The 13,168-nt window shown below is 69.6% G+C and carries 12 protein-coding genes and 2 pseudogenes; 5 read left to right on the top strand and 9 right to left on the bottom strand.

Annotated features, from left to right (window positions below):
- The first annotated feature begins 282 nt into the window (after nucleotides 1–282).
- On the top strand, nucleotides 283–2,112 hold the full coding sequence (locus AB0F04_RS12555; protein WP_362040550.1) for a phosphoenolpyruvate carboxykinase (GTP): 1,830 nt from the start codon (nucleotides 283–285) through the stop codon (nucleotides 2,110–2,112).
- A 200-nt stretch (nucleotides 2,113–2,312) separates the two neighbouring features.
- On the opposite strand, the gene AB0F04_RS12550 is transcribed toward AB0F04_RS12555, so the two are convergent.
- On the bottom strand, nucleotides 2,313–2,774 hold the full coding sequence (locus AB0F04_RS12550; RefSeq protein WP_362040548.1) for an ATP-binding protein: 462 nt from the start codon (nucleotides 2,772–2,774) through the stop codon (nucleotides 2,313–2,315).
- A complete protein-coding gene (locus AB0F04_RS12545; RefSeq protein ID WP_362040547.1) occupies nucleotides 2,774–2,974 on the bottom strand; it encodes a hypothetical protein in 201 nt (66 codons plus the stop codon). Before AB0F04_RS12545 ends, AB0F04_RS12550 begins: the two co-directional genes overlap by 1 nt.
- A 157-nt stretch (nucleotides 2,975–3,131) precedes the next feature.
- Here AB0F04_RS12545 and AB0F04_RS12540 point away from each other — a divergent pair, with 157 nt between their 5' ends.
- On the top strand, nucleotides 3,132–3,986 hold the full coding sequence (locus AB0F04_RS12540; protein WP_362040544.1) for a helix-turn-helix transcriptional regulator: 855 nt from the start codon (nucleotides 3,132–3,134) through the stop codon (nucleotides 3,984–3,986).
- A 1-nt stretch (nucleotide 3,987) separates the two neighbouring features.
- A complete protein-coding gene (locus AB0F04_RS12535; protein WP_362040542.1) occupies nucleotides 3,988–4,179 on the top strand; it encodes a DUF397 domain-containing protein in 192 nt (63 codons plus the stop codon).
- Nucleotides 4,180–4,653: 474 nt separating this feature from the next.
- On the opposite strand, the gene AB0F04_RS12530 is transcribed toward AB0F04_RS12535, so the two are convergent.
- The 3 genes and pseudogenes from AB0F04_RS12530 to AB0F04_RS12520 form a co-directional block, all read right to left on the bottom strand.
- Nucleotides 4,654–4,779, bottom strand: coding sequence for a hypothetical protein (locus tag AB0F04_RS12530; RefSeq protein ID WP_362040540.1), 126 nt, complete (start codon nucleotides 4,777–4,779; stop codon nucleotides 4,654–4,656).
- Between the two features lie 13 nt (nucleotides 4,780–4,792).
- Nucleotides 4,793–5,419 (bottom strand): RHS repeat-associated core domain-containing protein, encoded by a 627-nt coding sequence (locus AB0F04_RS12525; protein ID WP_362040824.1) that lies wholly within the window; start codon nucleotides 5,417–5,419, stop codon nucleotides 4,793–4,795.
- A gap of 544 nt (nucleotides 5,420–5,963) precedes the next feature.
- Nucleotides 5,964–6,452: pseudogene (locus tag AB0F04_RS12520) on the bottom strand (hypothetical protein); the annotation flags it as partial.
- Between the two features lie 694 nt (nucleotides 6,453–7,146).
- Between AB0F04_RS12520 and AB0F04_RS12515 the strand changes: the two are divergent.
- Nucleotides 7,147–8,493 (top strand): VCBS repeat-containing protein, encoded by a 1,347-nt coding sequence (locus tag AB0F04_RS12515; protein ID WP_362040538.1) that lies wholly within the window; start codon nucleotides 7,147–7,149, stop codon nucleotides 8,491–8,493.
- A gap of 553 nt (nucleotides 8,494–9,046) precedes the next feature.
- Here AB0F04_RS12515 and AB0F04_RS12510 read toward each other — a convergent pair.
- Nucleotides 9,047–9,361: a hypothetical protein gene (locus AB0F04_RS12510; RefSeq protein WP_362040537.1), complete on the bottom strand. Its 315-nt coding sequence runs from the start codon at nucleotides 9,359–9,361 to the stop codon at nucleotides 9,047–9,049.
- Between the two features lie 119 nt (nucleotides 9,362–9,480).
- Here AB0F04_RS12510 and AB0F04_RS12505 point away from each other — a divergent pair.
- Nucleotides 9,481–9,672: pseudogene (locus AB0F04_RS12505) on the top strand (transposase); the annotation flags it as partial.
- 134 nt (nucleotides 9,673–9,806) lie between these two features.
- Here AB0F04_RS12505 and AB0F04_RS12500 read toward each other — a convergent pair.
- The 3 genes from AB0F04_RS12500 to AB0F04_RS12490 form a co-directional block, all read right to left on the bottom strand.
- Entirely contained in the window at nucleotides 9,807–10,226 is a 420-nt protein-coding gene (locus AB0F04_RS12500) for a hypothetical protein (protein WP_362040535.1), read from the bottom strand.
- Nucleotides 10,227–10,352: 126 nt separating this feature from the next.
- Nucleotides 10,353–11,564, bottom strand: coding sequence for a pyridoxal phosphate-dependent aminotransferase (locus AB0F04_RS12495; RefSeq protein ID WP_362040533.1), 1,212 nt, complete (start codon nucleotides 11,562–11,564; stop codon nucleotides 10,353–10,355).
- Nucleotides 11,565–11,675: 111 nt separating this feature from the next.
- The gene (locus tag AB0F04_RS12490) at nucleotides 11,676–12,368 is read right to left on the bottom strand and encodes a hypothetical protein (protein ID WP_362040531.1); all 693 of its coding nucleotides are present in this window, start codon (nucleotides 12,366–12,368) and stop codon (nucleotides 11,676–11,678) included.
- Between the last annotated feature and the right edge of the window lie 800 nt (nucleotides 12,369–13,168).

Here is a 13,168-nt window from a genome sequence, read left to right as displayed (position 1 = left end):
GGATTGCAAGGCGAAGAGTGGCCATCCTCTCACCGTGACCTGGCGGTGGTTACGCAAACGAACCGTCTGGTGAACGCAACGTGCACGTAAAGCGGCGCGGGAAACCGTGGCGAGCCTCACGTTGCTCACCTGTGCGCTCCTCTGGACAGATGGGCGCGCACGTCGGATGATCAAATGAGTGCGGTCGGCACCGGATGAGCGCCAAGTTCAACCCTGAAGCATCCGGGTCGCAGCCCCCACGGGGCCTCCACATCACAAAAAATCCCTCATTTAGGAGCAATCGTGGCGCGCGACATCGCGGCTCCCACCGTCCCCACCACCCATCAGGGGCTGATCTCGTGGGTCAACGAGATCGCCGAGCTGACGCAGCCGGACAACGTGGTCTGGTGTGACGGATCCGAGGCCGAGTACGAGCGACTGTGCGAGGAGCTCGTCGAGAAGGGCACCTTCCGCAAACTCGACCCGATCAAGCGCCCCCACTCCTACTACGCCGCCTCCGACCCCACCGACGTCGCGCGCGTCGAGGACCGGACCTTCATCTGCTCCGAGAAGGAGGCGGACGCCGGCCCGACCAACCACTGGAAGGCCCCCGCCGAGATGCGGGAGCTCTTCCAGGGCTCCGGCGGCCAGGGCGGTCTCTTCCGCGGCTCCATGCGCGGCCGGACCCTGTACGTCGTGCCCTTCTGCATGGGCCCGCTCGGCTCGCCGCTGTCCGCACTCGGCGTGGAGATCACCGACTCGGCGTACGTCGCCGTCTCCATGCGCACCATGACCCGTATGGGCCAGGCCGTCCTGGACGAGCTCGGCTCCGACGGCTTCTTCGTCAAGGCCGTCCACACCCTGGGCGCCCCGCTGGAGCCCGGCCAGGCGGACGTCCCCTGGCCCTGCAACCAGACCAAGTACATCTCGCACTTCCCCGAGGACCGCGAGATCTGGTCCTACGGCTCCGGCTACGGCGGCAACGCCCTGCTCGGCAAGAAGTGCTACGCCCTGCGCATCGCCTCCGTCATGGCGCGTGACGAGGGCTGGCTCGCCGAGCACATGCTCGTGCTGAAGCTGACCCCGCCGCGCGGCGAGGCCAAGTACGTCGCCGCGGCCTTCCCGAGCGCCTGCGGCAAGACCAACCTCGCCATGCTGGAGCCGACCGTCCCCGGCTGGACGGTCGAGACCATCGGCGACGACATCGCCTGGATGCGCTTCGGCGAGGACGGCCGCCTCTACGCCATCAACCCCGAGGCCGGCTTCTTCGGCGTCGCGCCCGGCACCGGCGAGCACACCAACGCCAACGCGATGAAGACGCTCTGGGGCAACTCGGTCTTCACCAACGTCGCCCTCACCGACGACAACGACATCTGGTGGGAGGGCATGACGGAGGAGACCCCGGCCCACCTCACCGACTGGAAGGGCAACGACTGGACGCCGGAGTCCGGCACCCCGGCCGCCCACCCCAACGCCCGGTTCACCGTCCCGGCCTCGCAGTGCCCGATCATCGCGCCGGAGTGGGAGGACCCCAAGGGCGTGCCGATCTCGGCGATCCTCTTCGGCGGCCGTCGCGCCACCGCCGTACCGCTGGTGACGGAGTCCTTCGACTGGAACCACGGCGTCTTCCTCGGCGCCAACGTGGCCTCCGAGAAGACCGCCGCCGCCGAGGGCAAGGTCGGCGAGCTGCGCCGCGACCCGTTCGCGATGCTGCCGTTCTGCGGCTACAACATGGGCGACTACATGGCCCACTGGATCGACGTGGCCAAGGACAAGGACCAGTCCAAGCTGCCGAAGATCTACTACGTCAACTGGTTCCGCAAGGACGACGAGGGCAAGTTCGTCTGGCCCGGCTTCGGCGAGAACAGCCGCGTCCTGAAGTGGATCGTGGAGCGCCTGGACGGCACGGCCGAGGGCGTCGAGACGCCGATCGGCGTCCTGCCGACCAAGGAGGCCCTCGACACCGACGGCCTGGACCTGGCCGAGTCCGACCTGGAGTTCCTGCTCACGGTCGACAAGGAGGTCTGGCGCGAGGAGGCCGCCCTGGTCCCCGAGCACCTCAACACCTTCGGCGACCACACGCCGAAGGAGCTGTGGGACCAGTACCGCGCGCTGGTGGAGCGCCTGGGCTGATCCCCACCCCGAACTCCGCGGCCGGCCGGAACCGACAGTGCCCTGACCAGCAACATCGTCACGGCCGGCCGCGGGACGGACAGGCGGGGCCCGCACAACGGCGTGCGGGGTTCCGGGCCCGTCGCCACCTCCGTCCGCCCCGACGGAACCACGGCGGCAGGCCCCCTCCCGCCCGCTTCGGCACGGCCCGCCCAGCGGGCTCACGAACGTGCCGATGACTGACCGAGCGCTCCGGCCGACGTCCCTCGTCGACCGGAGCGCTCGGGCGTTTTCGGGGCGTCGGTGTCGGTGCCGGCTTCGGCCTCGGTCCACAGCTCGCACCACACGGTCTTACGGCCGGCCTCCTGCTCCACACCCCACCGCACGGCCAGCGCTTCCAGCAACGCCAGCCCGCGGCCCGACTCGGCTTCGGCGCCGGCCCCCGCGACCAGCACAGGCGGCACCCGTGGATCAGGATCGCTGACCCCGAGCCGGACCCGCCCGCCCTCCGCCCGCCACAGCCGCACCGTCACGGGGACGCCCTCCCCGACGTGCCGGATCACGTTCGTGACGAGTTCGCTCGCGCAGAGCTGCACGTCGGTCCCGTGCGAACGCAGCGCCCGCCGCACCCCGGACACCCCGGCCGGGGCCGCGAGCAACTCCAGCGTCATCACCGGCCGCATCACGCGGCACCCTGGCGGAGAGCTGCGGCCAGAGCCTGCGCGGTGAGGAGATCACAGGCGCCGAGCGTGATCAGCGGCCGCGCGGGCCGGGAGGCGAGAGCCGGGAGGTCGAGTCCGAGGGACGGCAGGGTGATGCCGTGTGCGGCGAGCGCGGCTCGCAGCTCCTCGACGCAGGCGTCGGCTTCGACGGGGCTGTGCATGGGGTTCACACCTTCCAGTGCGCTGAGTGACGAACCCCTCACACTCTGCCGCCGGTCGCCGTAGCGTGACAGCCCATCGGTATCCCGCTCCGGAACTGCGCGTACGTGCTGCGGGCTTCGGTAGCGGGCGGTAACGGCACACCAAGGACGGTGAACGATGGGTCAGCGCAAGGACATCGACGGTTCGACGGGCGTCCCGACCTTCTACGGCAGTGAGTTGCGCTGGAAGCGCGAGGAGGCGGGCCTCACCCTCCAGCAACTCGTCGAGGGCAGCTTCTACGGTCCCAGCCACCTCAGCGAGATCGAACGCGGCACCCGCCGGATGCCGGCGGAACTCGCCGAGCACGTGGACCGGGTGCTCGGCACGGACGGTTTCTTCAGGCGGCGGTGCGAGGACGTGCGGCGGGCGAAGCGGCGGGGCCACGCGAGCTACTTCGAACGGGTGCTGGAGGCGGAGCAGCACGCGGAGACCATCGAGGAGTGGTGCCCGACGCTGGTGCCGGGGTTGTTGCAGACGGCGGCGTACGCGCGGGCGGTGACCCGTTCCGCTCACCCCCTGGCACCGGACGAGGACGTGGAGGAGAAGGTGACCGCCAGGCTGGCGCGGGCCCGGCTGTTCGAGGACGACCACAAGAGCCCGGAGTACTGGGTGATCCTGCCGGAGTCACTGCTGCGGCAGCCGATCCTGCCGCCGGAACAGCACGCCGACCAGTGGGAGTGCGTCGCGCAACTCGCGCGGCGTCGTCGGATCGTTCCCCAGATCCTTCCGGGGAACTGCGGGGCGCACCCGCTGATGCTGGGCTCGGCCATGGTCATGACCTTCCCGGACGCCCCGCCCCTGGTGTACACGGAGGCGCAGTACAGCGGTGACACCATCGACGATCCGGCCCTCGTGAAGCGGTACCGCAAGGCATACGATCGGCTCAGGGCCGCCGCACTGCCCCCGGAGGCGTCCCTCGCCCTGATCGAGCAAGCGGCTGAGGATGACCGAAATGGCACACCACGCGACTGACTTGAGCGCAGCGAACTGGCGCAAGAGCACCTACAGCAACGGGGACGGCGGCAACTGCCTCGAAGTCTGTGACGGCCACACCGCCGTCGTCCCCGTCCGTGACTCCAAGGCCCCCCACGGCCCGGTCCTCACCATCTCTGCCCCGGCGTGGGCGTCCTTCGTCACGTCCCTCAAGTCGGCACCTGTCGCCTGACCGGACTCAGGGCAACGATCGCCCCGAACTCACCGCCCCTTCCGTCTGTTGGCCCGGCGACGATCCAGGAACAAGATCACTGCAAGCAGCAGCAAGCAAGCGATGATCACGTGAGGTTCGTATCCGTCCGGGATCACGTCGCGAGCCAGCGTCGTGGCAAGCACTGGTCATCGTCTCCAAGGGAGGGGGTGTTCCGGCGTGTGCGGAGGCCCTGCGCCAGGCAGCTCCGAAACGGCGAACGCGGCGGCGCGAGACATTGCTTCACCTCTTCGGTCTCCGGCGGGTCATGGCCATCACCTGCAGAACAGTCCGAATGCGGCGCCGATCACCACGAACAACGTCAGCTCCTTTGTCTGGCTGACGGGCACTGGCTGGAACACACCAATGACGAGGGACTCCGTCACGTCACCACACCTGACCAGCCCCTTCCATCCGGCCGGGACAGGATGAAAGAGGTCGGGTCAGAGCGTCTCGTTACTTCTTCTCACGCTTGAGGCGCCAATAGAGCAGGACGAATGCCACCGGCAGCACTATCACTCCGAGGATGACGGTGGCTGCTGCGTTGTCCTCGAACCCGATGCCCACTACCGCTAGGTTCATTTGCTTTCACCCTTCAGAGCCATCCGCCCGTTATTCCTGCACCACCGAAGTAACCCAATGCGGTGTATCCGAGGTCAACCCCCAGGCCTGTTTTGCCCCCTATTCCAGCGAGCTTTGTCGCGGCTCCGACGCCACCTGTCCCTAGTCCCAGGATTCCGACCGCTGCGGTTTCCCCTGCAGAATTACCCGATGCGATGGAACCCGCAACACTCAAGCCGGTGCCCACTGCGGCCGCTCCGATTGCCACGGGCGCCGGTACCGGGGCCAGGGCGACAAGTCCGACTACGGTCCCTGCTAGGCCGAGTCCTTCGCCCAGTGAGAGCAGTCCGCTGGGGTCGGTGCGGTTGACGGGGTCTCCGGCGGCGTAGGCGTAGGGGTTGCTTTCCTTGCCGGAGGGGTTGGGCTGGGTGAAGCGGCCGAGCTGGGGGTCGTAGTAGCGGGCGCCCATCTTGTACAGACCGGAGGGGTCGAGGTAGGTGCCGGTGTAGCGGTAGGGCTGGTTGGTGCCGGTGGTGGTGCGGGCCTCGCCGTAGGGGCCGTAGCTGTAGGTCGCGGTGCGCTTGCCGGAGGCGTCGACCAGGCCGATGACGCTGCCCTGTACGTCGGTGAGGTAGTACTGGCTCGCCCCGCCGGTCGTCATGGCTGTCAGGGTGCCCGAGGGTTCGCGGACGAAACCGGTGGTGTTCTCGCGGGTCATGCCGGTGGCGGCGTTGGTGAAGGTCGAACTGCCGCGGGAGACGGTCGTTGTTGTCGGTGCCGGCGTAGGTGTAGTTCGACGCGGTGCCGGAGGCCGTCAGTTCGGCGAGCTGGGTGAAGGGGGTCCACTGTCCGCCGGAGCGGCTGCCGGTGAGGGAGGCGGCGGAGGTCTCGTTGCCGTCACCGTCGTAGGTGAAGCCGGTGTTGCCGCCGAGTGAGGTCAGTTCGTTCGCGTTGTTGTACTCGCGGACGGACTGGGCCTTGTCGCAGGCGGGCAGGGAGGTGCCGGTGGAACGGCCGGTCATGTTGCCGGCCTTGTCGTAGCAGTAGGCCCAGCCGGCGGTGGTGGAGCCGTCCTTGGTCTCCACGGCCTTGGTGAGGCGCCCCTTTGAGTCGTAGGTGTAGGCGGTGGCTGCACCGTCGGTGGTGCGCTTGTTGATCTTGTCGGGGTCCTTGCCGGCCTTGTCGTAGTCGTAGGTGGTTGTCGCGCCGCCCGGCTGGGTCAGGGTGGTGACCTGGTTGGCGTCGTTGTAGTCGTAGGTGAGGGTGCCGCCCGCGTCGGTGGTGGTCTTCACGTTGCCGGCGGCGTCGTAGGTCACCGAGCTGGTACCGCCGGCAGGCAGGGTGCGGATGCGTTCGCGGTTCTGTTCGTCGTAGGTGTAGCTGCTGGTGCCCGCCGGGGTGGTGCGGGTCCTGATGTTGCCGTCGGCGTCGTAGGTGAAGGTGGCGGTCTTGCCGTCACTGGTCTGGGTCTTCAGTCGGTCGCGTCTGTCGTAGGTGTAGACCGTCTTCACACCGCGGCCGTCGGTGACGGTTTCGGTGCGGCCCAGATCGTCATGCGTGTAGGTGAGGTCGCCCTGTGCGGAGGGACGGTCCACCTTGGTCAGGTTGCCCTTGGTGTCGTAGGCGAAGGACGTCTTGTGGTCTTCCGGGTCGGTGGCCGAACAGCGCTGGCCGGGCAGCCCGCCACAGTCCATGGTGCCCGTCTTGGGGTTGTGGTCATACGTCCACTTGGCGCCGTCGGAACCGGTGGTGGTGTCGGTCTGCGCCATCATGTTGCCCGAGGTGTCGTAGCCGTTGGTCACCTTCTCGCCGCTGGCGGAGGTGAGGGTCTCGGGGTAGTGGCCGCCGGCCTTCTGGGTCCACGCCATGGTGGACTGGGCGCCGGTGGGCTGGGTGGCGGTCTTGGGGTTGAACGAGTCGTCGTAGTCGAACTTGACGGTGTTGTCCGGAGTCGAGCCCACGCCCATGCCGTCGACCGCGCTGGTGACGTTGTTGTCCGGCCCCCACGTCTTGGAGCGCTCACGGCCGAGTGGGTCGGTGGTCTTGGTGACGCGCCAGCGGGAGTCGACTGTCTTCTCGGTGTGCTGTCGCGCGGGTCGGTGATGCGGACCACGCCCTCTCCCTCGCTGCCGGGCTGCGGGAAGATGTAGCGGAAGGCGGTGGTGGCGCCGGTGCCAGCCGTCTTGTCCACGACGCGGGTGATCGAGGCGAGACGGTTGGTGTCCCAGGTGAAGCGGCGGGCTACGAAATCCGTCCGCTCCGAAGCCATGATCCCCACCGCCTGCAACCTTTCCCCCCGTCCGGTTGTCTCCTGATCATCAGCCGCTCCTTGTGGTCCCTGAGACATCAACCGGCACAGGAGCGGTCGCACAGAATCTGGAGACATTCATGCGCGTTCGCCCCGCAGCCTGCGCGGCACTCCTCGTGGCGTCCCTCGCCCCCGTCCTCACAGCACCTCCCGCCGGCGCGGCGGCGGCCAAGTACGCGGACGACTTCAACGGCGACGGCTACCGCGACTACGCCAGCTACACCTACGAGCAGTACAGCAAAGGCGGCGGCGTCCGGATCACGTTCGGTACCCCCTCCGGACCCGGCACCCAGACCCAGTTGATCACCCAGAACAGCGCGGGTGTCCCCGGCGCCGACGAGACGGAGGACCAGTTCGGCGACGTCCGGGTGCCCGCCGACTTCAACGCCGACGGATACGGGGACCTCGCCGTGTCGGTGTCGCGCGAGGACGTCGACGGACGCACGGACGAGGGCGGCGTCGTCATCCTGTGGGGAAGCGCGACCGGCCTCTCGGGTGGCACCGCTATCCCCAACGCCGGCGCCAAGGTGTCGAACGCCCGCTTCGGCCGCGACCTCGCCGCCGGGGACTTCAACGGGGACGGCAAGAAGGACCTGGCCGCGATCAGCGGGAGCAAGGTCTACGTCTACCGCAGCATCACGCGCACCGGTGCGGCAGGCTCGGTCACCAGCCACGACAAGACGACGAGATTCGCGCCCACGTCCCTCGTCTCGGGCAACATGAACGGGGACTCCAAGACCGATCTGGTGATCATCGGAATCAACGACGAGCCCGACAACTTCGGCACGGACGCGTGGTTCGTCAAGGGCGGCTCCCCGCTCAGCGCGGGCAAGACCCTGCGCCTCGTCACGAACTACGGCGACCCCAGCGAGGCGGTGATCGCCGACTTCGACAAGGACGGCTACGGGGACCTCGCGGCGGGCAGCCAGATGTACAACAACAACCAGGGCCGGGTGTCCCTCTGGTACGGCTCCTCCACCGGCCCCGCCACCGCCGTCCGCATCACGCAGGCCACCACCAACGTCGCCGGCACCCCGGAGTCCGGCGACCTGTTCGGCTCGTCCGTCTCGGCCGCCGACATCAACGGCGACGGCTACAAGGACCTCGCGATCGGCGTCTTCGGAGAGAAGATCAGCCAGGAGACGACCGAGGGCGGCGTCCACGTCCTGCGCGGCAGCGCGAGCGGGATCACCGGCACCAACTCCCGGTGGCTCGCCCGCAACACCGCCGGCGTCCCCGGCGACGTCGCATGGAACGACTGCTTCGGCGACCCGGTCCGCCTCCGCGACACCAACCGCGACGGCAAGGCCGACCTCTACGTCGGCGCCATCAACGGCTCGCTGCGCTTCCCCGGCACGTCGTCCGGCGTCACCACGACCGGTGTGACCGACGCCGACACCGAACTCATCTGGGGCATGCTCCAGTAGACCCGGCCTCCCACCCAGCTGCCTGGGGTTCGCCTTGTTCGTACGAGTGCGGCCGCGTCGTGGCCGCACTCGCAGTTCCGCGCCCCTGGAACGCCGTTTCATTTCACGCAGTCGTCCAGGTTCACCGTCGTCCCGCCATCCAGACCAGGTGCCGACGACGCTGTCGCCGCCGACCCTGCCGGTGTCACCGGTTCGGTCCTCGACGGTTGGCGGTCAGTCGATGCCACTGCGTCGCGATGGGATGGGCGAGCAGCCCCGCAGTTGCTCCCCATAGGACGAGCCAGAGCATGTCGGCCGTGCCCCAGTTCACCCGGGGCACTACAAGGGGCCCCGTAATGATCAGGAGCATGAGGCCGATCACCAGCCTGGTCTGGGCCTTGCTGTCCAGCACTACGTCACTCCCCACCGCTGTGAGTCGCTGAGAATCGCGGAAGTTTCGCACCTCGACGGGCCAGGTCTCTGCGGGACCGTCAGCCGATGACGGTCAGGACGATCCCGACCACTCCCAACACGATGCCGGTCCATACGAGAAGCGCAAGGATGGATTGTTTGGTCATCGGCATGGCTCCGCGGGCGTGGACAGCCTCCTGACCGGACGGCAGATGCGGTTGACGTGCCGAGTGCGACTGCACGGCACCGTGACCCCGATGTGCGATGACACCAGCCGTTGCCGCTTCCAGGCCCGTCGCGTCCAGGTAGCCCCGCTGTAGCGGTGGGGCTGGGGGACCGCCTCGGTGGTGGTGGCGCGGGGCAGGCCGGTGGGGCCGTAGGCGTGGGTGTGGGTGCGTTTGCCGGTGTCGTCGACGAGTTCGAGGACGTTGCCCGTGGCGTCGGTGAAGTAGGAGGAGTACTTCTCCCCAGCCGTCATGGAGTTCAAGATGCCCGCCGGTTCGCGGATGAATCCGGTGTCGACGCTGTTGGTGGTCGTGGACGCCGGACCGAGGGCCGTGTGGTGGAACCAGGTCGAACCCAGCTTGTGGCGCTCAGGGGCATCGGGCCGTCCAGGCCGGCTCGGCGGCCCCGGGGCGTGAGGAACCCCGCCCCCGCGTTCCCGGACCACGGACACGATTCGTGCGTGCTGCATACGGAGCGACAGCGGGCAACCAGGACGCCCACCATCGTTCGGGATGTCCGGCTGAGCACGAGCCCTGGCGCCAGGACTCACTCCCGCTCAGTCTCCAGGAACGGTTTGTGGCGCCCGGTCCGCGCGTCGCTGCGGGTGCGCGCGGACCGGGGCCGCACAGGGGAGCCGGGGGCTCGTGGGGGCCCGGGGCTCAACGAACCCCTTGAAGGGGCAAGGGGGCCGGAAGGGCTCAGTGGGACGCGAGTTCGCGGGGCTCCAGGGCCGCCGTGTGGGCGTCCATCCGCTCGGCTGCCAGGATCGCGACCGCCGTGTCGGCGCGGGAGGCGGCGACGACCAGTGCGCGGCCCGCCAGGGCGTGCGCCCGCTGGTGCAGGGCGGCGGCGCCGGCCCCGCGATGGCCGCTCATCGGCGCGCGCACCGGGGTGCGCCCTCCGCGCAGCCTGCTCACCTGCTCCGCGAGCCGCTCCGCCGCCGCGTCCAGGTCGGCCGAGGCCTCCGCCGCGCGCAGCTCGTCCGTGACGGCGAGCAGGGCGGCGAGATGGCCCGCGAGCTGGATGTCCAGCTCCTCCTCGCGGGAACGGTGGGGGAAGTCCGGGTTGGGGCCGTCCACCGTGCTGTGGACCGACTTGGTGCGGATCGGTTCGTACATGGGAAGGCCTCCTGAGCTCTTACAGGAAACCATCCTAGCTTAGATTTCGTCTAAAGTTGAGTCGTTCACAAAACCGGACTGCCCGCGCACATAGCGTGAGCGGGCAGTCCGTGAGGCTCGGTCGGATCAGGGTTGGCTGTAGCCGTCCAGGAAGTGGCCGATCCGCCCCACCGCGTCGGTCAGGTCCCCGACCGTCGGCAGGGTCACCACCCGGAAGTGGTCCGGCTCCGGCCAGTTGAAGCCGGTGCCCTGGACGACCATGATCTTCTCGCGCCGGAGCAGGTCCAGGACCATCCGGCGGTCGTCCTTGATCTTGAAGACCTTGGGGTCCAGGCGTGGGAAGAGGTACAGCGCGCCCTTGGGCTTCACGCAGGTCACACCGGGGATCTGGGTCAGCAGCTCGTACGCCGTGTCCCGCTGCTCGCGCAGCCGTCCGCCCGGCAGTACCAGGTCGTTGATCGTCTGGCGCCCGCTGAGTGCCGCGACGACTCCGTGCTGCCCCGGCATGTTCGCGCACAGGCGCATGTTCGCCAGGATCGTCAGGCCCTCGATGTAGGAGTCGGCGTGGGCGCGCGGTCCGGAGATCGACATCCAGCCGACCCGGTAGCCGGCGACCCGGTAGGCCTTCGACATGCCGTTGAAGGTCAGGGTGAGCAGGTCCGGGGCGACGGAGGCGGTCGGGGTGTGCGTGGCGCCGTCGTAGAGGATCTTGTCGTAGATCTCGTCGGAGCAGACCAGGAGGTTGTGCCGGCGGGCGATGTCGGTCAGGCCCTTGATCATCGCCTCGTCGTAGACGGCCCCCGTCGGGTTGTTGGGGTTGATGATCACGAGCGCCTTGGTGCGGTCGGTGACCTTCCGCTCGATGTCGGCGAGATCCGGCATCCAGTCGGCCTGCTCGTCGCAGCGGTAGTGCACGGCGGTGCCGCCGGACAGGGAGACGGCGGCGGTCCACAGCGGGTAGTCGGGCGCGGGCACGAGGACCTCGTCGCCGTCGTCCAGCAGGCCCTGCATCGCCATCACGATCAGCTCGGAGACGCCGTTGCCGATGAAGACGTGCTCGACGTCGGTCTCGATGCCGAGGGTCTGGTTGTGCATGACGACGGCCCGGCGTGCGGCCAGCAGGCCCTTGGCGTCGCCGTAGCCGTGTGCCGACGACACGTTGCGGAGGACGTCCTCCAGGATCTCCGGCGGGCACTCGAAGCCGAACGCGGCCGGATTGCCGGTGTTCAGCTTGAGGATCCGATGACCGGCCGCTTCCAGCCGCATCGCCTCCTCGAGCACCGGGCCCCGGATCTCGTAACAGACGTTGGCGAGCTTGGTCGACTGGATCACCTGCATGTCTGGGAGCTTACGGCCCGGTAACGCCTCCCGGGTCGTGTTTTCCGCCACGTGAGACGCGGGGATTTGGGGTGATATCGCCACACGCTGTCCCACCAGCCTCTTCAGTCCCTAGAATGCCCCGCCATGTTCAAGCCATTCGATTACGCCGAGGGAGCGACGGGCGGTGAGCCGCAGGGCCCGCCGAACGTCTACCTGCCGCAGGGAGCCGCGCCTCCGGCGTACGACGCCTACGCGGATCCGGCGGCGGCACACGGATGGCAGGACGTGTACGGCGCGACGGACCCGGCGGCCGCCGGGGGCACGCCGCATCAGGCCGGCGGCGCGGCCGGCGGTGGCGAAACGGGCGCCCGTCCCGGTGCCGGTGCGTACGACGCGCACGGTGGCCCGGCGTATCCCGGCGGCGCTGCGGAGGACGCCCGCGGCGGGCCGGTGCACCCCGGCGGCACCGGCGGTCACGCGTACCACCACGGCGGTGCTGGCGATGCCCGCGGCGGGCCGGTGCACCCCGGCGGCACCGGCGGTCACGCGTACCACCGCGGCGGTGCTGGCGATGCCCGCGGCGGGCCGGTGCACCCCGGCGGCACCGGCGGTCACGCGTACCACCGCGGCGGTGCGGAGGACGCCCGCGGCGGGCCGGTGCACCCCGGCGGCACCGGCGGTCACGCGTACCACCATGGCGGTGTGGACGAGGCCCGCGGCGGGCCGGTGCACCCCGGCGGCACCGGCGGTCACGCGTACCACCATGGCGGTGCGGGCGATGCCCGCGGCGGGCCGGCGCACCCCGGCGGCACCGGCGGTCACGCGTACCACCGCGGCGGTGCGGAGGACGCCCGCGGCGGAACGGCGCACCCCGGCGGCACCGGCGGGTCCGCCTACTCCGGCGACGCCCTCGTCGACCCCCGTCCCGGGGGCTCTGACGGCATCGGTGAGACGCGCGAGCTGCCGGTGGTGCCCGGGTCGGGTGGCCGGTCCCGGGCCGGGCACCGGGGCCGGCACAAGCCGCCCGTGTGGCGGTCGCGTCGTGTGGCGGTCGCCGCCGGTGCGGTGGGTGCCGTGGCGGCTGCCGCGCTCATCGCCGGGGTCTCCTTCTCGGGTGGGTCCTCCGGCGGGACGCAGGGCGGTGAACGCGGCCGTACCGATCCGACGGTGGGGGCGTCCTCGTCGGCGTCACCCGCGGACACCGGTGCGGCGGCGAGCCCCGACGCCCCGCTCGCGGGCACGCCGGGGGGATTTGACGGGCCGTCCGGAGGTGCGTCCCCGAGCTCGTCCTTCACGGTGAGCCGGGCCCCTTCCGCGTCCGTCACGGAAGGCGGCACGCGGCCCCCGTCCGGCACCTCCACGACCACGGCCCCGGCGGACTCCGCTCCCGGTCCCACCGCCACGGCCTCGGCCCCCGGCCGGCCCGAGGGGAAGCCCGGGCATGGTCCCGGCGGCACCAAGGGACCCAAGTGACCTGCCCGTGAGGGTGGTTGAGTAGGGTCGTTCCGGACGTCCAAGTTCCGGTTGTGGAACAGGTTCTTGTGCCATCCCCCTCTTCGCGATCACAATGCACATGACAATCGTGCAGGCGGCCGGAGGAATTCCGGCCGCCTCCGTCGCAA

This window comes from Streptomyces sp. NPDC029041, assembly GCF_040637515.1.
GTDB lineage: Bacteria > Actinomycetota > Actinomycetes > Streptomycetales > Streptomycetaceae > Streptomyces.
The sequence above is the reverse complement of the archived record's forward strand: the minus strand, read 5'-3'. Positions and strand labels throughout refer to the sequence as shown.